We start from the raw sequence: 19,809 nt of genomic DNA, 5'->3' as shown, positions 1-19,809 counted from the left end.
GGAGAAGTGGCAAAAGCCCTTAGCGAACTGGTCGTTGACGGTGCAGCAACTGGTCATTTTATTTGGAGACCGTGTGAAGCCTTACATGAAAATTTAAACCATGACACACTTCATTGAACATATCCCCAACGTGGGAAGCACACCCAAGACAACAAATAGCAAAGCTATCCAATTACGCATGGCGGCACAGTTGCTTATCGATTGATGATTTTGTACACACGTATATTACCTAGCAATACTCTAATCTGTGGAGAGGGCAAATTTTTAAATAGTACTCTTGAATTAAGTATAATTTTTACCGGGTATATTCTGCGTATGTTAGCTTTTCCTAATTTACAGGAATTGGCGTTGTTTCGGTTACGGTTATGTCGCCGAAGAACACTTTAAGATCGAGTTTACCCAGATCTTTAGATGTTTCCATGGATTTACCGGTTATCGCTATTTTCTTGTTAGTACGGTCACTGTAGAGCAATTTACCGTCTTTGCCATACCCTTTAAAATCCTGGAAATAACTTGCCGTGGCGTAGTAGTCACCGTCTACCCCTTTCTCAAATTCCGAGACTACAGCGGCATCGTAAAAGGTAATGTTTATGTCTAAAAATCTATTGGTTATAAGAAGATCGTTCAGATATTGCTCGATGGGAGAAGATCTGATTCTGCCATTTTTATTAGAGACTTGAACCATGGGCGTTCTGTGTTGATTTCCTTTGCTGTACCATTTGATAAAGTAATCCATTGCCAGCTCTTTAGCCATGATGCGTTCTTCTAATGGGCGTTTTCTGTCGGCTATAATCGACAGCTTTTCCGTAAAATCGTTGACTTTCCGTTTGGTAAGCTCACGGAACTCATCCAGTTGTTCTTTAGAAAGTTCCTTCACGTTGGGCTGGGCCCAGCCGGGTGCTATAGCCAGCAGACAAATAAAGAGCAGGCTGGTAGCGCCTGTAATCAGCGTACGTTTCATGGTTATCGTATTTCTTCTATGGTTAAGATTCTGTACCGACAATCGGTGGCTAACTCAGACAGGCGCTCCACGACATTGACGCGCACAATAGATGCTGCATGTAATTGTAAGTTTTTCAGGTAACTCTCTATCGGCAGTATATCGACCGGTCGCTCCGGATTGCGGATGTAAATTTTCACGTCCCCGTCGGCGGCAAAGTATCTGGGTGCGGTTTGTTGCCTCAGCGTATTTCGCTCGGTAAATGATTTGGTCTCGTCGGTAAGCTGGTTCAGAAAGGTATTAATCTGATCGAAAGTCACCCTGGAGCAGGGTGGCGGAGGCACCTCGCGGGGTTTTAGATTGATTCGCCAGTGGGAGTGATGTTTCTTATATCCAGGGAAATTTTGGCGTAACATATTCTGCAGGCGTTGCTCGGCATCGTTCAGCAGAGTCTCCCACGTCACATCATTATTATTGGCTTCGGCCTGCTGAACCGCATCCAGCCAGGAAAATGTGTATAACCCGCCGAAACTAGAGGTCGATAAAGCCCGCTCACCGCGTTTGGCGGTAGTAATAAGCACGTCGCCCTCGGTATTGGAAAAGAGCCGCCTGAGCATATCGAGATCCTTTTCCGTATAAATCCCCCTGAACGTGGGTCGGAGTGTCTGAACACCGCGGGCATCATTCAGAATCTGGTTGCAGCAGTCGCTCAGCGTCACACACAGACGAGGTTTCTTTTCGATAAGCCGGCGATGTACATCTTCAATACGGATGGTGTTCAGCGTTACTATCTCACGGATCAAACTGTCTCCCCTAACAGTAGCGGCCGGATGCACCAGACGGAGGTAGGGAAACTCGCCAGTATCCTCAGGCTTGTTAAAACCATGACCTGAATAGTAAAAAAATACAACGTCGGATGGTTGGCAATTTATCTGATCAAGCGCATCGTTCAACCCCTGCGGACCAAACTGCTCGTCGTTTCGAACTACCAGATTGAAGCGGTAGCCCAGTGTTCTGGCTATCGTATCGAGCCGCCCCGCCATAGCGGCCAGGTCACGAGTACAACTGGGGCCAATGTCGCTAATCTTGGTATCGGCAACGATAATGCAGTGGAAGGTTTGCCCACTACTGGGATGAGAGATTAAAAAGCCTGGCAACAATACAGCCAGATACAGGCTTAGTGGGTAGAAAAACCCGTAAAAGTTGCATCTCCGCTTCATACGTAGTGGTGAACGGTTACTCAATGGTCGGTAAAAAAAAACTTGAGAATAGAATAATGACTAACTTCAGGAGTTATTCGTATATACCTAACGTTACAATCTCATTAACAATCAATTATCTATTCTGGCAATATAAAATAGATTTTCAATAAAAGTGACATCCGGAAGCCTTATAAGCAAAAATACCTGCCGGTTTCCGGATGCACTTTTTAGTGAGCGGTTATCCTCAGGCTGATCTGCCCCGTAGACAAGGCCGGTCGCTCCCCGCCTGACGTGGGTACCAGCTTTACCTGCTGCAATTGTTTACGGTACCACTCCACCACTGCCGGCGACACGGTGGTAGTCTTTATCGTCAGCGCCTGAATCTGCCCCTGAGCGTCGACGGTAACCCTGAACACCACCGAACCCGTTTCGTCGTAAGGGTCCGGAGAGACCGACAGCCGCCCAAAGCGAAAGCCAGTCAGGTCTAGACCAATACCGCCCGTGCCACCCGGTCCGGCGGTGCTGCCGTCGGGCTGTCCTTTGGGACTTCCTCCCTCTTCTGTTTTGGCTGCCGGATTGGTACCGTTGCCGGGCTTTTCTACCTTGCGATACAGGCCACGTTCATCAACTTTCGGGGTTTCTACCGGCGACGGCACATCACTGGTTATTACGGGTCGACTATTACCACGCTCGGGAGCGGCACTGGGCCGGGCCGGATGGTGTACAGGTGTCCACCGGGCAACCGGCGCAGCGGCCCGGCCCACAGCCCGGCTAACAACCTCGCGGGTCTGCACTTTCCGGGCCAGCTCCAGGGGTATATACGCCAGTTTCAGGCTGTCGATGGCCGGGGTCACGGTGACTGGTGTTGCAGGGGTGAATGTAAGTTTAACGAAGCTCAGCAACAGCGTCACTGCCACACTCACCAGAAGGGTCAGAACCAGGGCCTTCTGACGAGCCATTATTTCGGAAGAGGTTTGCCAATACATAACCATATGTGTTTTTCAGCTATGCTTGGATAGGGAAACGGTTAAAAAGTTTATCAGTTGATTACTAAATTTTTAAAATTTTTTTGGTGGCAGCCAGAAGGTGACTTAACAATAAAAACAGGCCTGTACCTGTATGGGCAACAGGGTTCAGGCCTTCTCCTCTGGTTGATCTGCCCGCTGAATTCTTACGGGATGCGGGTCGGCAGCGAACATGAATTTGCCCAGGCATGTACTTCGGTGTTCCAGGGATCGGAACCTCGGTATCGGTATTCGAAGATAATCCGGCCGCGCTCGGTCGTTACGCTGATGATCTCATCGGTATTGATCCACCGTTCGGCCACCAGCAGTCTGCCTTTCGTATTATCCGGCATTTCTTCGTACACCCGGACAATGGCGTTCGTTGATCCTTTCAGGCAGCCGGATACGGCCAATTTGCCGGTCTTTTCAGTTACACCCCGCCACGATACCAACCCGCAGGCGATAAAGATGACAATAACAGACAAGAAATTTATTCTCAGTTTCATAGCGAAAGAGAGTTGTGTGGTTTACAGATTATTAAAGGTTCTCGACCAGATACCGCAGCCGGTCGTTGCTGATGGCGGCCAGCAGGTTTTTGGCGTTCGGATTGTGCCCCTGGGTGGCTCCATAAACATACCGGATAGCGGCAAAATTGCCCGCGTTCAGATGGCCCCGCATTTCACCGGCCTTGCGCTCGTGGTAGGCTACCCACTCGAAGTTGGCCCAAAGCTGCCGCTCGGCTTCGGTTCGCTGCGGAATCATGTTGATGACTCTCCGCAGTTTTTCTGTGCCGGCTCCTTCTATACGGCCGTAGGCATCGGCATTATGGCGCTGGTGGCGCAGAAAATCGGCCCGCAAGTCTTCAATGGGCCGTAACTGACCGGGTGTACCGGTTAGTTTCTGCTCGTTATCGTCGTACAGGCGTACGCCTTCGTGCCAGACGCACCAGCCGACATTGGCGTATAACTCTTCATCGTTCAGGAGTTCGGCACGGCTTGTGGTGCGGGTTTCGGCTTTCGGATAAACTGCCAGCAGGGCTAAGCAAAGTAACAGCGTTTTCATGGTTCTGATTGTCTGATTGTGTTCTGCCGGTTTATAGCCGGCAGCGCAAAGACCTTATCAGTCGATTTGAAAATTTTTAATTACCCCGTCGGTAAGGCTCAGCGTACGGTATGGTTCTGGCCAAAACATGCCCGGTGAAAGCAATTCGCTATAGGCCCGAATAATCGGCCACTCGGCTTTGGCAGGTAGATGTTACCCGGATACGACGTCTTCTTACGGAACAGCGAGAGCAAATTTTCAAATATTGTTTTTATAATGACTATCTTTAGCTAAATTTCGTCAATATACTGACGAAATTTAGAAATGGTGTATGGAATTTGAACGATACCTGCTAAAAACGCTGCTCAACCACCTATTGCCCAATAAGGTAAACCTGATATTCGGAACCCGGCGGGTAGGGAAAACATACCTGCTGAAACAACTCACCGCCCGGACAGCGTACCGAACGCTTACCCTTCAGGGCGAAGACTATGATACCCAGCAACTGCTGGCTCAGCGGAGTATCGCCAATTACCGCCGGCTGCTTGATGGAGTGGAGCTGCTCATTGTTGATGAAGCCCAGGAGATAACTGACATTGGGCTTATCCTGAAACTTATCGTCGACCAGATTGAACCACTCCGAATCGTGGTTACGGGCTCGTCGGCGTTTGACCTGGCCAACCTTTCCGGTGAGCCGTTGACGGGCCGGGCCTACTTCCACCAGCTTTATCCCTTAGCTCAATGCGAACTGGCCCCCTACGAAAACAGCCTGGAGACCCGGCAGCGTCTCGACGACCGCCTGGTTTTGGGCAGCTACCCCGAACTGCTCCAGCTTAGTGGGACGGCCGACCGGCAGGAATACCTGAAAAACCTGGTTAATACATACCTGCTGAAAGACATCCTGGCGTTTGAGGGGGTGCGTAATGCCGCCAAAGTGAAAGACCTGCTCCGGCTGGTGGCTTTTCAGGTGGGCAAAGAGGTATCGATGGATGAACTAGGCCGGCAGTTGCAGAGCAGCAAAAACACAGTTGAAAAATACCTGGATATGTTTACCAAAGTTTTTGTGCTGGTGCGGGTGGGGGGCTTCAGCCGGAATCTTCGGAAAGAGGTAACCAAAACCAGCCGGTGGTACTTTACGGATGCCGGTATCCGAAACGCCCTGATTAACGACTTTCGGCTACCGGCGTTACGCACCGACGCAGGGGCTTTGTGGGAAAACTACCTGATTGCCGAACGACTCAAGATCCTGCAGGCCCAGCGCCGGCCGGTGGAGTTTTTCTTTTGGCGCACCTACGACCAGCAGGAAATCGATTGGCTCGAGCTGGAAAACGGGCAACTCCGGGCCTACGAATTCAAGTGGAGCGATAACCGGGCGACTATAACCCGGACCAAAGTTCCCAAAGCCTTCGCCGACGCCTACCCCGACGCTACATTCACGGCCATCCACCGCGACAATTATCTGGAGTTTATCGGCGGATGACACCGCCTGCGCAGTCGGAGTGACAAAGAAGAGAGAAGTTTAATCGCCGGCTGTACCCGTTGAAGGAAGCGGCCAAATAACCCTCAGGTTATTTTTATGGGTATTCGGCTGTATGCAAGTCCGTATTCACTAAGAACGTTAATATTCCGGACGCGAAAAACCCCGCTCCTCGTTCGGCTTGTGGTTACCAGACGAGCGGGTGTACTCGTTGTTTTTACATGTGGTACGGCAGTGGGCGACCGGCCGAATTGGGCTGCCCGCCTTCAATGTACCGTACGCAAAAGCACCAATAGGCCCCGCGCTCGTTTTGTACGAGCCGGTTCTCCACATCCAATACCTTATGGCTCCCCAGATAAGCATTCAGTTCCTCCTGCTGCCGGCCCTCGTCGCCAATGGCTACGGTAAAAAGCTTGATTTACAGCATTCCAAAATTCGACTGCCTTCGGCAGTATCCATAAAAGTTCGTTCAACCGCTACTGCTTCGGCCGGGCCGCAGTCGCGGCTGAACGAACTCCCCCTTGCTCAACAGGATAGACCGGATGCCTGCTACTGAACTGGGGACACGACCCGGAAGCCAACGAAGCAGCCCCTGTGCGCTGGCTTGTGGCCGGTACGGAAGGTCGACAGGTAGTACTGAGAGCCACTGTCCCAGCTACCACCACGCATAACTCGATTGGTACCACTTCCAGGACCTTGGGGATTTACACTACTACTGCCTGAGTAGCTGCCGTACCAGTCCTGACACCACTCCCATATATTCCCGCTCATATCGAATAAACCAAGCTTATTTGGTGTATAACTACCCACAGGGGCGGTAGTAGCATACCCGTCGTCATAATTACTAGCTATACCCGACCAGTTAAACTTGCGCCTGCCGCTTTGGTCCGCTATATTACCACCGTTAGTACCCGAGGGGTCCTCATTGCCCCAGCTATACTTGGTATGGGCACTGCCATTGCCACAAGCATACTCCCACTCGGCCTCCGTTGGCAACCGGTAACGCTTGCCCGTCCGGCGGCTCAGCCAGAGACAATAGGCATCTGCATCGTTCCAACTCACATGAATAACCGGGTGATTGCTCTCAATGGGCGACCGAACTTTGCCCTCCGCATCGCACCGCCAATTAACGCCTGACCACTTTTCCCACTCTTTGCCGTTCCAGCGGTAGCTGTGTCCCTCCTTTTCGGCATCGGTCAGGTAGCGGGTGGCTTCAATGAACTGCTCAAACTCCGCTACTGTCACCTCGTACTTGCCCATCATAAAGTCGCTCACCGTTACGTAATGTATTGGTTTTTCATTGTCATTTTCGTTGCTACCCATCGGAAAAGTGCCGCCCCGCACAAACACCATCGCCGGGCCAAACGGCTGGTCAACTGCTCTGGTATCCTCTTTACCTTTATCCTGAATCACAAACACAAACGGATCATCGAGTTCGTTGGCCACACTGGGTTCCTGCTGGTTGTTAGTAGCCGCTTTAACCCCCTTACGAGTCTCGTAAAAAATGTTGTCCAGTGTCCAGTTGGGCCGCACCAAGTTTTTCAACAACTCCTGCGTAAAGTACCCGTTGCGGCCGCCGGCATTTTCCAGCGAGAGATTACCCGAGCGGGTGGCAAACATGGTGAACGTACCGGCCGGGTTGTTAGCCGGTATGACCATACCCGTCGGTAAGCCTTTGCCCAGGGGGAGGCTGCGACAGGCATCCGAGACAACGATGCTGGTTCGAACACCGGCCTGGCCTAGGGCCTCGTACACCCGGTCGAGACTGATGCCGTAAGTCGCTAAGTCACTGCGAAATTCAAGGGGAGGCATATCGGTGGGCAGCAGATAATTTTTGCCCTGGAATTCGGCACCGTGACCCGAGTAGTAAAAAAAAGCAACCTGATAGCCTTTCAACTGAGTTGCCAGATTTAATAACATCCGGTCCAGGGCCAGACGGCTGAGGTCTTTTCGGAAGACCAGGATCTCGAAGCCCAGTTTATCGAGGGCCTCTTTCATATCATCGGCATCGTTGTAGACTTTTTTCAGGTCCATCATATCCTGCTGGTAATCCTGATTGGCGATGATGATGGCGGCCCGGCGTTCAGTGCCGACGGGAGCTTTGCCACCTGCGATTTTTATAGTTCTCTGGGCCATTCCGGCAGTTGTTACCAGCAGGCTCAGCAACAGCATCAGCATGAACCCCCAGAGGCTACTGCCTGACGAACTACCGGAAACCAAAAGACCCTGAGTCCTTAGCTCTTCCCGGCTTCCAGCCACAGGTATGTATGTGATTGACATAGGCTTGTTTTAACGATTATATTCAACTTGGACCACTGTACCGGCACCTGGTCGTTCATATATTGCTCTGAATTAGATGTGTTGGGCTATCTGTTCTTGGTTCGGTTTAAACTTTGCTGGGCGTTAGAAAATCAAACGCGTCCGCAAACTGGACGTTTGAAATGGCCGCTGCGTGTTGTTCGTCATGGTCAGCACCTCGTTGGTTGTGTCCTGAAAGATGTCGTCAAACCGCTCACCCTGGCGGAGGTATTTAAGCAGGGCCGTGGTGAAGGTACCGTTGCGGCCGGAGCCGTTTTGGGCCACGCTGCCAGGGGCCGTGGCGTAGCCGATGAACAGATTATCCAATTGCACCTTTGCCAGATCGATAGTCTTGAAGCCCCGACCACCCCCATCGCGCCCCCAGCTTCGGAACGGGTTTTCGCGGCAGGCATCCAGCAGTACCACGCTGTTTTTAGCGCCTAATTCGCGATATTCCTCCAGTACGGTGTTGACGGGGAAGGCTTCGTACCGCACATCTTCTTTCTGTTCCAGGGTAGCCCCGATCGGGATGATATAGTTCTCTCCCGCTACTTCGATACCGTGCCCGGCGTAGAAGAACAGAGCCACATCGGCTCCACGAGCTTGTCGGCCAAACTGCTGGAAAGCTCTCTCGAATGCCTGCTTATCAGTTAGGTCCTCATGTTTAGTAACGGTGAAGCCCAGTGCCTGTAGCCGGGCGGTGATGTCGCGGGCATCGTTGAGGGGCCGCCCGGCCAGTTCACGGCCGGCTTTATAGCCGGAGTTCCCGATCACCAGGGCGTAGCGTTTGGTCAGGGTAGAGACAGGGGGTGAAGACGGCTTTACCGACGTAGTAGATGTTGAAGCACCCGTAGGTTTAGTCACTACTTGCTGAGACACAGTTGTAGGTTGACTGGAAGCTACGAACGAACGGGCAGGTTTGAGAAAAGCCGACTGGTAATAGACGTAAATCTCGTACTGCCCATCAGGCGTAAGCGGGGGCTGGTAGTTGGGGTCAGTAAAGAAACCAGTGTTCTCGTAGGTCTTTAAGAGCTTAAGGGTGGCTGTCTCGCGCACTTCAAGAATGTTGGCTTTGGTTATGACTAGCACCTGACGACCTTCATCCAAAAAATGGAAGCCGACTGCCGGAGCGACTGTCGTCATGGAAGTTAGTTCATCGTCTGTTTTTAGATCCCACAGTTTGAGCGTACTGTCTTCGCCTGCCGATAGTAAACGATTGCCGTCGGGAGTTAAAGCAACAGATGTGACTGCCGATGTATGACCCGGAAGGGTCTGAAGTAACTTTCCCGCCTGGGTGTCCCAAATATTTAGAACATTACTACCTGATTTACTCCTTGACGAACTACCTGATACCAGGCGGTTGCCGTCTGCGTCAAAAGCAAGTGTATTAACCTCAACATTGGCGTCCGAGGTCATCGTTTTGAGCAAACTGCCTGTCTGGGTATTATATACCTTAATAGAAGAGCCATTAGCTGATACAAAAAAGGTCTCGTTTGGGCTGAAGGCCAATGTTTTACCCCAGTTTGCCCATGCTGTCTGTGTCCAGAGCGACTTACCGGTTTGCGCGTCATAGAGCGTAAAAACATCATTATCTCCATCAATAGCCACTAACATGCTCTTACCGCTGGGGCTAAAGGTTGCTGATCGAACCCAATCAAACTTACCTGTCAGGCTATGGAGTAGATTACCATTTTCAGCACTCCAGATTTTGATAGTTTTGTCCCTACTACCTGACAGCATTCGAGTTCCATCTGGGCTAAAAGCTACGGCATCAGCTTGTCTGTTATGACCACTGGATGTACTCTGAAGCAGTCTACCCGTTTGGGCATTCCATAGTTTAATAGTGTTATCATAACTGCCTGAAAGCACACGAGTACCATCGGGGCTAAAAGCTAAACAAAGGACCAAATCACTATGTCCTTTTAGTAGCTGCCATTTACCGGTTTTGAGATCCAATAATTTTACATCTTCCCAACCAACTACCATCAAACGGGTACCATCTGGACTAAAGGTAACCGGAGCCTTACCATATAATTTATTTTCTGAAATTTGCTTGCCAGTCCGAGCGTCCCAAAGAATAGCAGTTCCAGTCATGCCGCTACTTCCTGACAACAGGTAGTTCCCATCAGGGCTAAATGCAACTGATGTTACGTGATAATCATGACCATACAACGTGTTGAGAAGCTTGCCCGTCGAAGTTCTCCATAACTTCAACGTCTTATCTCTACCCCCCGATAGTAATCGGGTGCCATCGGGGCTAAAAGCAACGGCTTCAACGCTATTCTCATGACCGACTATAGATTTAAGCATGTTACCCGTCTGGCTATCCCATAATTTGATTGTTGCATCGTCACTTCCCGAGAGCAGACGAGTGCCATCGGAGTTGTAGGCCACGGAGTTCACAGCCTTACTATGTCCGGTTAGGGTCTTCAGTAACTTACCGGTTTGGGCATCCCACAATCGGAGCGTTTTGTCTTTGCTGCCCGATAGCAATATGCTACCATCCGGGCTAAAGGCTACTGAAGTTACTGCATCACTATGGCCGGTAATTGTTTTGATCAACGTAGCGGTCTGAGCATCCCAAAGCTTGAGGGTGCCATCCTCGCTACCTGAGACGAAGCGAGTGCCATTAGGGGTGAAGGCTACCGAATGAACCTGATTTATATGCCCCGCCAAAGGCGATTCAGATAATGCGGGGCTTTGAGCCTGGAGAGTCAAAGTTCCAAAGAGCTCCACCCAAAAGATCAGCCAGAAATAAAAACGGTAAATAATTGTTTGCATAGGTCGAATGGGGTAGTATACTATACAATCAGATCTTTTGAAATAGCCAGTCGATTAGGAGCGGCATATCCCGTAATTAACTGAGAGGTCAGAGTGCTTTTTGAACGTTTTTGAACTCGCAAACCTGACTATAACCCAACTATCTCTACCTCCTTCAAAAACAAGGCGCAGAACAGGAGTTCGTCTTGTCATGGTATCGATAATACAATTCTTAAACCTACATAATTAAACCGCGACTCAGGGGTGTTACGGCCACGGTACGATGACCGGCAGCGCTGAGGTTCAGTGAACCAGCTACCACCCCGCAACACGCGATAAGAGCCTGTAGCAGGACCGGTCGGATTGGTTTGTTCAGCACTACTGTAATCCCCGTACCAGTCCTGACACCACTCCCATACACTGCCACTCATATTGTATAAGCCCAACTGATTTGGCTCAAGACTCCCTACTTCGACCGTTTTATTCCTATATTTTCCACTTACTGAGTAGGGTGTTATGTATTGTCCATTGCCATCAAAGTTTACCTGCGATGGGTCCAGTGTATCTTGTCCATTACCAAAACGGCTCCGATTAGCTACATCTCCTCCGCCGGCGGCATATTCCCACTCAGCCTCCGTTGGCAGCCGATAGCGCATATTCGTCCGAATGTTGAGTTTTCTTAAAAACTCCTGCACTTCTTCCCATGAGACACTCTCCACCGGGCAGTCGGGGCAGTCTTTAAAGTAAGCTGGATTGTTACCCATAACAGCCTCCCACTGGCGCTGGGTCACTTCGTATTTACCCATCATAAATGAGCTGACGATGACACGATGATCAGGAGTTTCATTTCCAGACCCTTCATTGCGGGTATCCCCCATCTGAAAGGAACCGCCCGGAACATAGACCAGATCGGCAAACGGCAAGTCTAAATAATTGGTAAGACGAGTAGGGGTAAGCGTAGGTTTTCCGGAGGCAATAGGTTTCGTTTGGTTTTGCCTTCTGGCAGGTTCTGAACGCGTCACGCTCTCTGCGTTACTTGGGGCAGGGGTCACTGGCAAAGGATCAGCCGGAGTTTGTATAACAAACATAAACTCTCCACGGATCTTATCGTAGCGGGCGGGCGATTGACGACCACCACTTTTGGCTTCTGCTTCCAAATCCGTTTGGTCCAGGATGGCACGAATACTTAGATTAGGCTTAGTTAAATACTTCAGCAGTGCTTCGGTAAACAGACCATTACGACCATTTACATTATCATCGGCGGTGTTACCCTCTTCAGTAGCAAACACAATCATACTGCCACGAGGGTTATTAGTTGGTCGCACCAGGCCCGTCTGCAACGTGACATCTTTTTGCGTGCCATTGCAGATGCTCAGATCGGGCAAATTACGGCAGGCATCTAGGAACACAAAGCTATTACGAACCTGCCGGGCGGCAATATCGGCCAATACACGGTTAAGTGAGACGCTATTTTCTTCGATTTGTTCCAGACAGCGCAACTCCGCATCGATGGGCATTAAGTAGTTACGGCCATTGTAGCTCACCCCATGACCGGAGTAGTACAACAGGGCCACATCCGACGTGGTTAATTTATCCTTGAAGCGGTTCAGGCCCGCAATCATCTGGCCAAAAGTAGTATTGGTCAGGGTAATAACCTCAAAGCCGATTTGTTCCAGTGCATTGCTCATATCCTGAGCATCGTTGAGGGGGTTCTTTAGGGCTCTCACATGCCGGTAATCTTTATTGCCGATCACCAGTGCCAGCCGGCGTTCGGTGCCCGATGGGACCTGCCCACCCACAATTTTGATACTACGGGACTGGGCCAGACCGAGTTGGCTTAGCCATAGCCCATAAGCCAGCAACAGAAAACGCATTGCCTTGCAAAAAGAGTAGTTTATCATGTTTAAAAGTTACCGGGTGCTGACAGCCCTGGTGCAGCATATTGTCGACTTAGCACCCGCCAATGCAGGCAAAAAGGCGGTTTTACTCAGAATCTTTGCTATAATAGTTTTTAATTATTTAGCGATTTTATACTTATGTGGATTTTAGTCTAACCGCTTTAGGAAACCAAGTTTACGCAGAGTTACTTTCTAATGCAATAGTTCAGCCGGCCAATAGCCGGCTGATTTTCTGAACGGTAAAACTACTTAGACATTACTGATAGGTGTACTTTCACCACTCTGCGTAGCAGTCTCAGTAACAATCACCGACGTAGTTGTTATCGCCCGCCACGGCGTAGCCGCTGTTATACCACTGCTGTTTGGCGTACTGACGGGCCGCTTCCACTTCGGTTTGCGCAAAGGGTCCTACCAGCCGGTACTGCCCGTAACCGTTGTTCTGGGCGTAGTTGGCAATCCGCTGATAGAGCGTGTTCTCCTGACAATCGGCAAAAAAGGCAGTGGAAAACTGGACCTGGGCCGGTTTATTGTTAAAAACGATGGCATAGTAATATCCCCGGCCGCCGGATGCAGCCGATTTAGCGGGGAGAGCCTGATTGGCGGCCATCAGGAGAGCAAAAGCAAAAAGGCAGAAAAGCGTTTTCATGAATGTGTTTTTGTTTCAGTTCTGCCGGTTTATAGCGGGTGGGGGAAAAGCTTATCAGTAGATAGAGTTAAATTTTATAAATTATTTGGATGGGGCTACAATTCTAAAGCCCATGTATAGATGTCGATACCTGGGAGTAGCATCACCAAAATTCCGGTCAAATACCAGGCATTGGTCCAACCGCCCGCAACAGCTCCCCCCTCGTACCACTTTGAAATCCCCTGTAGGAGGTCCTGTTGGATCTACTTGAGCCTCATTAGAATACCCAGTTTCCCAGTCACTGCACCATTCTGATGCGTTACCACTCATGTCATATAGTCCTAAGCGATTAGGCTCAAAACTACCAACTTGTAACATTTTGCCTCTTGCAACACCTGGCATGTAATACGGCTTTGTGTTCAAAATATCTTAGCTTGTTCAGTTTTCAAAAACGTTTGTATCTCTTCCCATGTCACCGGCTCAACGGGACAATCTTGACAGTCTTTTGGAGTTGAACTAAAACTTGGAGGTAGACTGCCCATCACACTCTTCCATTACCGCCTTGTTATTTCATATTTGCCCATCAAAAAGCTACTCACAGTCACCGCATGTGCCTTATTATAACCTTGTATTCCATTTGGGTCACCCATCTGGAAAGTGCCTCCTTCAACATAGGCCATCTCTGCAAAAGGAAGGTCTAAAAATTTGGCTGTTCGGTTCGGAACAGATTTAGAACTGACAGGTTCAGTTTTTGACTTCTCAAGAATAGGTGTAGAAAAACCTTTCTGCACAAACACAAAATCACCCCTTAGCTCATCGTAGCGGCCCGGAATCTGATGACCTCCGCTGCGGTTGAACGGCCGTCGCGAATGAACTAGTGGCACATTGCCCATCAGGAATTAAACTGAATGCTTATTTACTGAATTGGTGATACGACACGAAAACCAACGCGGTCGTGACGAATCGCTGGGTTTTCGCAGCCTCGGTCCGTAGACCGACAGTGCTGCGGTATCGAGTTCCAGCAACCGCCCCTTAGGACTCGGCACGAGCCACTAACGGGACCAGTTGGATTATTGCCGCTGGCGCTGGAATAATTGGAATAATAAGTGTCACTATACAAGTCCTGACACCACTCATGTACATTGCCCGTCATATCGTACAAGCCAAACCGGTTCGGTGCGTAGCTTCCCACCGGGGCTGTGTACCTGTAGCCATCATTAATGTTTTCATTGGCCCAACTTAACAGACCTTTTGCGCTCCGGTCGGCTATATTTGACTGTATTAACCCTGATGGCTCCATGTCTCCCCAGCTAAATTTGGTATGAGCGCTGCCGTTGCCGGCCGCATACTCCCACTCGGCTTCCGTCGGCAGTCGGTAGCGTTTGCCAGTTCGCCGGCTCAGCCACTCGCAATACGCCACCGCATCGTTCCAGCTTACGTGGAGAACCGGGTGATTCTGATCGCTGCGAGGTCGCACGTTTCCTTCGGCATCACACCGCCAATTGACTCCCACCATTTTCTTCCAATCTTTGCCGTTCCATGTATAGCTATGCCCTTCCTTTTCAGCATCGGTCTGGTAGCGGGTAGCCTCAATGAACTGCTCAAACTCAGCTACCGTGACCTCATACTTACCCATCAGAAATGCGCTCACCGTTACCTGGTGAACGGGCTTCTCGTCGGTTTCTCCTTCCTCGCTGCCCATCGGGAAGCTGCCGCCCCGCACATACACCATGGCCGGGCCAAATGGCTGGTCGGCGGTTCTGGTATCGTTTTTGCCCTTATCCTGAATTACAAACACAAAGTCGCCCATCAATTTGTTGTAGTCGGCCGGTACCTGCTGTTTGTTGCTACGGGTGTAGACCCCACGTCGGGTCTCGGCCAGTATCTGACTCAGCGAGCGGTTGGGCTGCCGGATGTTCTTCAGCAACTTGGCCGTAAACAGCCCGTTGCGTTCGCCGGTATTGTCGTCGGCCACGCTGTTTTCGCTGGTGGCAAACACCACTATGGTGCCCGGCGGGTTGCGCGGAATGGTGAGTCCTTCGGCCAAGCCGCCTTTGCTCCAGCTTTTCTTGTAGGGGTTGTTACGACAGGCATCCAGCAGCACGATATTGGTGGAGGCATTAGAGCCCTCCATAGCCGCCAATACCCGCCCTAGGTCCATGCAGTGGTAGCGTATCTGGGGTTCACTGCGAATTACTGCATCAACCGGCACCAGGTAATTCTCGCCCTGCGCCTGTAGACCGTGACCGGAGTAGTAGAACAGGCCCACATCGTAGTGTTTGAGCCGTTCGCCAAACTGATCTACTGCCTGCTCAAAGTCAACGCGGTTGAGGTCGGTTTTAAGAATCACCTCAAAACCCAGTAACTCCAGAGCATTGGCCATGTCGTTGGCATCATTGATGGGGTTGGTGAGTCGGGCGTCGGTTCGATTATAATTTTTGTTGCCTACTACCAGCGCCAGTCGCCGTTCAATGCCGGCCGGGGCTCTGCCCCCAGCAATCTTAATACTTTTCTGGGCTACTAACGGATGCGTTACCAGCAGGCTCAGCAACAGCCATAAATAAAGTCGGTACATATGCGAGGTGTAATCTTCAAGATAGTCAGCAACTTAACCATGAATAATAACCGGAGCAACACCCTCCCGTCGTTTTATCATATTTCTGTGTACTTCACCGTCACGATCGGTTCGGTCTGGGTAATTTTTTTCAGGTAAGGCTGATACGTAAATAGCTCCGAGGCATCCTTGTAGGCGAAGTCGAACTCCTGGATGTATCCGTTCGGGAAATCGCCCGAGCGGTCGAGCAGTTCAGAGAAGCGCTCCCTGTAGGACCGTCGTTCCTTTTCCTTGAGGCCCGTCTTCCAGTGCTTCATGGCCTGAAAGCGCGACAGCCGCCGGCCCGCCCCGTGGGCGCAGGAATTCAGCGCATCCGCTCCCTGGGTTTCGTGGCTCAACTTCACTAGCAAACTGCCCCGCGACATCGACAGGGGAATCACCACCGTCTTGCCCGCCGTTAACTCAGTACTGCCCTTGCGGTGGATAATTGACCCGTTGCCAAACCGCAGGTGATTGTGAATCGAATCCTCCAGCTTGTACGATGTTCCGTTCAGCGTTCCTTCTTCATCATACCCGGCTAAGTTGCTGCTCAGGTATTTCGGGTCGATCTGTGTCTTTTCGGCCCTGACATAATTGGCCGTCTGTAGAAATACAAGTGTTTTGAGGCAGAAGTTTTTCCGGCGCTCGTAGCCAAACCGCAGCGTTCGGTTATACTGCTCAACGAAGCCGGCATCCAGAAAGTCTTTGTGAACAAATTGCACTTGCTGTCCGTACTCAGCCGAAAACGACTGGGTCAGCCCAAGGCACTGCTGATACAGACCGATGCCCCGGTCGCGGGTGCCGGTATGGCAAATGACGTAGACGTTATCGGCATCCTCTTCGATGGACAGGAAGTGGTTGCCGCCCCCCAAGCCGTCGTCGGTCATGCGGGTGTGGGCCAGGTTGAAGGCTTTATAGTGTTCCGCCTTGTTAAAGGGCCTGAGCCAGTCGGCCTTGCTAATGCGCAGGTACATGACCCCACAGCCGATGTCCTTCCCCGTAATGAGCGGATAGACGTAATCGGTGGTGGAGAAGGCTACGCCCACGGGAATGGCTTTTTCGTCGCAGAAATGAATATCCGTAAAGGCACAAATCTTCTCTACAAACGGATTTTCGGCGTACCGCTCCAGTTGTTCAAGAGCGTTCTGCTCCACGGTGTTCGTATCGCAGAAATAATGAATAGGTACCATGAGAACTCGTCAAATTCTGATATGGGCAGGTGCCTTACATGCACCAACCTGAGCGTAGATAGGGATTGGACAGCTAACCTTATTAGTAGCGGCAAAATTTTTTGCTCAAGTGAGAAAGCACATATAACCCAAGTGGTTAGAAGACAAACTTGGTTAGCAGCGTCCCGGCTGACCAGGGCTGTTGATTGTTGCGGGTGTTTGTGATGACCTCGACAGTGACCTGCCGCATGAGGTCTTCAATTTCTATCCCCGCCTGAAGGTGCTTTAGTAGTGCCGAGGTGAAAACCCCATTGCGGCTATTGCCGTTCTGGGCTACTTCGCCGGGTTGAGTGGCGTAGTACACCTTGGTGCTCTGGGCCAGTTGGCCTACGGTTTTAAAGCCCCGCCCCCCGCCATCGCGGCTCCAGGACCGGAAGGGGTTGTTGCGGCAGGCATCCAGATAAACCAGGTTGAGCTTGGTTCTGTAGCGTTTCATTTCACTCAAGACCAGATCCAGGGAGATCGCTTGCAGGCGAGCGTCCTCAGGATCATCTAAGCGGGCATCGGTCGGGATGAGGTAGTTCACCCCTTCTGCCTCTACACCATGCCCTGCGTAGAAAAACAGGGCAACGTCAGCGTTCTGGGCGGCCTTGCTGAACTGGCCGATAGCCTGCTCGACCTGGGCTTTTCCGGCGTCGGTAACCAGGTTAACCTGAAAGCCAAGCGCCTTCAGCCGGGCAGCCATATCGCTGGCATCATTGACGGGCCGGTTTTCTAGAGAAGAGCCATGTTTATAGGTGGAATTGCCGATAACTAAGGCGTGGCGGTTGTGCAGTGCTGGCACGGGTCCGGGTTGTGCTACTACTTGCTGGGGTACAACAACAGGTGAATTGGTGGCTACGTTGACAGTGGACGGAACCTTCTTTAGAAAAGCCGACTGGTAATAGACATAAATTTCGTACTGCCCATCGGGCGTAAGTGGGGGCTGGTAGTTGTAGTCGGTGTAATAGGCAGTGTTTTCGTAGGTTGCTAATAGCTCTAATGTGGCCCTTTCGCGAAGTTCAAGCACGTTGGCTTCGGTAATAACCAGCACCTGGTTCCCACCCGGCAAAAAGAGCAACCCCACTGGAATAGTTGTGGTATGTATTGTTTTCAGCAGGGTGCCAGTACGGGCATCCCAGAGCCAGAGGGTATTGTTCCTACCACCCGAGAGTAATCTCTTTCCATCGGGGCTGAAGGCGACTGACCTGACCTCATCGCTATGACCGGTAAAGGTCTTTAACAGAGTACCTGTATTAGCATCCCATAGTTTGAGGGTGCTGTCCCGGCTCCCTGACAGCAGTTTCTTTCCATCGGGGCTAAAAGCCACTGAACTTACCGAACCACTGTGACCAGTAAAAGTCTTGAGCAGTGTGCCGGTGTCGGCATTCCAGAGCTTAAGTGTCCTGTCATCGCTACCCGAGAGTAATGTCTTTCCATCGGGGCTGAAGGCGGCAGACCTGACCTCATCACTATGACCAGTAAAGGTCTTCAGCAAGGTGCCCGTCTTGGCATCCAAAACCTTGAATGAGGATTCATAACCGGTACAAGATATTAATCTTGTGCCATCAAGGTTGAATACGACAGAGTTTGTCCAGGGGGAATCAGGAAATCCGGCAAAAGTCTTCAATAGGGTACCGGTACTAGCATCCCACAGCTTGAGTGTCTTATCAAAGCTACCCGACAGCAGCTTCTTCCCATCAGGGCTGAAAGCTACTGATTCTACGTTGCTGTTGTGGTTAAGACTTTTCAACAGGATACCGGTGCTGGCATCCCAAAGCTTGAGTGTACCATCAACATCAGAGCTACCCGACAGCAGTTTCGTACCATCGGGGTTGAAGGCAACTGATATTACGTTGCTTTCATGACCAGTGAAGGTTTTCAACAGAGTACCGGTGCTAGCATCCCAAAGCCGAAGGGTCTTGTCAGCACTACCCGACAGTAATTTTTTTCCATCGGGGCTGAAAGCGACCGAAAGGATGCCCTCAGTATGTCCTGTAATAGTTTTAAGCAGAATTCCGGTATTGGCATCCCAGAGTTTGAGGGTGCTGTTCCAGCTACCCGACAGCAGTTTCGTACCATCAGGGCTGAAGGCGACTGACCTGACCTCATCACTATGACCAGTAAAGGTCTTCAATAAGGTACCGGTGTCCACATCCCAGAGTTTGAGGGTGCTGTCCCAACTACCCGACACCAATTTCTTTCCATCGGGGCTAAAAGACACCGAGCTCACCCAACCGCTGTGATCCGCATACGTCCTCAGTAGCCTACCGGTGCCCACATCCCAAAGCTTAATGGTCTTGTCCCAACTACCCGACAGCAGTTTCGTACCATCGGGGCTAAAAGTCACTGAACTCACCAAGCCTGTGTGACCCGTAAAGGTCTTGAGCAACTTACCGGAACTGACGTCCCATAGCTTGAGAATACCTTCTCCCCCAGAAATGAGTATGTGCCCATCAGGGCTGAAAGCTACTGAATTGACGGAACCTAAATGCCCCGCCAAAGGCGATTGGGAAAGTTCTGGGCTTTGGGCGAGACTGGACGCTGAAACAAGCAATCCGACCAAAACAATCAGCCCACCGAAAAAGTGATAACGCATGAACGACATAAGACTTTGGCAGTATATAAGTGATTGTTTTCCAATACAAACCGTAAATGTGTATGAGCGTTGGCGAGCCGCATGAGCTTGGACTTTCTACGGGTGCTATGTTACCAACTTAAGGCATATAGTTTATAACCATTTATCTTTTTGTCAGCCATAAA

General features: G+C 50.7%; 16 protein-coding genes. 2 read left to right on the top strand and 14 right to left on the bottom strand.

The features are described 5' to 3' along the window. Positions 1-328: 328 nt before the first annotated feature. The 5 genes from ABD931_RS26650 to ABD931_RS26630 all read right to left on the bottom strand — a co-directional run bounded on the left by ABD931_RS26650 (position 329) and on the right by ABD931_RS26630 (position 4,208). On the bottom strand, positions 329-961 hold the full coding sequence (locus ABD931_RS26650; protein ID WP_345271085.1) for a hypothetical protein: 633 nt from the start codon (positions 959-961) through the stop codon (positions 329-331). A gap of 2 nt (positions 962-963) precedes the next feature. After that, positions 964-2,160 (bottom strand): caspase family protein, encoded by a 1,197-nt coding sequence (locus ABD931_RS26645; RefSeq protein WP_345271084.1) that lies wholly within the window; start codon positions 2,158-2,160, stop codon positions 964-966. Positions 2,161-2,369: 209 nt separating this feature from the next. Next, a complete protein-coding gene (locus ABD931_RS26640) occupies positions 2,370-3,101 on the bottom strand; it encodes a hypothetical protein (protein ID WP_345271083.1) in 732 nt (243 codons plus the stop codon). 212 nt (positions 3,102-3,313) lie between these two features. Further along, positions 3,314-3,652, bottom strand: a complete 339-nt coding sequence (locus ABD931_RS26635) for a hypothetical protein (RefSeq protein ID WP_345271082.1) — start codon at positions 3,650-3,652, stop codon at positions 3,314-3,316. A gap of 31 nt (positions 3,653-3,683) precedes the next feature. Then, complete coding sequence (locus tag ABD931_RS26630) at positions 3,684-4,208, bottom strand: hypothetical protein (protein WP_345271081.1); 525 nt, start codon at positions 4,206-4,208, stop codon at positions 3,684-3,686. 310 nt (positions 4,209-4,518) lie between these two features. Between ABD931_RS26630 and ABD931_RS26625 the strand changes: the two genes are divergently transcribed. Continuing rightward, a complete protein-coding gene (locus ABD931_RS26625) occupies positions 4,519-5,667 on the top strand; it encodes an ATP-binding protein (RefSeq protein ID WP_345271080.1) in 1,149 nt (382 codons plus the stop codon). 340 nt (positions 5,668-6,007) lie between these two features. Continuing rightward, positions 6,008-6,220 (top strand): hypothetical protein, encoded by a 213-nt coding sequence (locus ABD931_RS26620; RefSeq protein WP_345271079.1) that lies wholly within the window; start codon positions 6,008-6,010, stop codon positions 6,218-6,220. On the opposite strand, the gene ABD931_RS26615 is transcribed toward ABD931_RS26620, so the two are convergent. The 9 genes from ABD931_RS26615 to ABD931_RS26580 all read right to left on the bottom strand — a co-directional run bounded on the left by ABD931_RS26615 (position 6,214) and on the right by ABD931_RS26580 (position 19,654). Further along, positions 6,214-7,842: an SUMF1/EgtB/PvdO family nonheme iron enzyme gene (locus ABD931_RS26615; RefSeq protein ID WP_345271078.1), complete on the bottom strand. Its 1,629-nt coding sequence runs from the start codon at positions 7,840-7,842 to the stop codon at positions 6,214-6,216. The genes ABD931_RS26620 and ABD931_RS26615 overlap by 7 nt on opposite strands. Positions 7,843-8,067: 225 nt before the next feature. Continuing rightward, positions 8,068-10,743 carry a WD40 domain-containing protein gene (locus tag ABD931_RS26610; RefSeq protein ID WP_345271077.1) on the bottom strand — a complete coding sequence of 892 codons (2,676 nt, stop codon included), beginning with the start codon at positions 10,741-10,743 and terminating at the stop codon, positions 8,068-8,070. A gap of 188 nt (positions 10,744-10,931) precedes the next feature. After that, a complete protein-coding gene (locus ABD931_RS26605; RefSeq protein ID WP_345271076.1) occupies positions 10,932-12,623 on the bottom strand; it encodes an SUMF1/EgtB/PvdO family nonheme iron enzyme in 1,692 nt (563 codons plus the stop codon). A gap of 292 nt (positions 12,624-12,915) precedes the next feature. After that, on the bottom strand, positions 12,916-13,266 hold the full coding sequence (locus tag ABD931_RS26600) for a hypothetical protein (RefSeq protein ID WP_345271075.1): 351 nt from the start codon (positions 13,264-13,266) through the stop codon (positions 12,916-12,918). An 81-nt stretch (positions 13,267-13,347) separates the two neighbouring features. After that, positions 13,348-13,623, bottom strand: coding sequence for a formylglycine-generating enzyme family protein (locus ABD931_RS29330; protein ID WP_370469357.1), 276 nt, complete (start codon positions 13,621-13,623; stop codon positions 13,348-13,350). 176 nt (positions 13,624-13,799) lie between these two features. Then, the gene (locus ABD931_RS26595) at positions 13,800-14,138 is read right to left on the bottom strand and encodes an SUMF1/EgtB/PvdO family nonheme iron enzyme (protein WP_345271074.1); all 339 of its coding nucleotides are present in this window, start codon (positions 14,136-14,138) and stop codon (positions 13,800-13,802) included. Between the two features lie 23 nt (positions 14,139-14,161). Beyond that, positions 14,162-15,820 (bottom strand): SUMF1/EgtB/PvdO family nonheme iron enzyme, encoded by a 1,659-nt coding sequence (locus ABD931_RS26590; protein ID WP_345271073.1) that lies wholly within the window; start codon positions 15,818-15,820, stop codon positions 14,162-14,164. 77 nt (positions 15,821-15,897) lie between these two features. After that, entirely contained in the window at positions 15,898-17,028 is a 1,131-nt protein-coding gene (locus ABD931_RS26585) for an RtcB family protein (RefSeq protein ID WP_345271072.1), read from the bottom strand. 136 nt (positions 17,029-17,164) lie between these two features. Continuing rightward, complete coding sequence (locus ABD931_RS26580) at positions 17,165-19,654, bottom strand: caspase family protein (RefSeq protein WP_345271071.1); 2,490 nt, start codon at positions 19,652-19,654, stop codon at positions 17,165-17,167. Between the last annotated feature and the right edge of the window lie 155 nt (positions 19,655-19,809).

It is taken from the genome of Nibrella viscosa, assembly GCF_039541875.1.
Taxonomy (GTDB): Bacteria; Bacteroidota; Bacteroidia; order Cytophagales; family Spirosomataceae; genus Nibrella; species Nibrella viscosa.
Note: the sequence above shows the minus strand (reverse complement) of the source record. Positions and strands in the feature narration are given on the sequence as shown.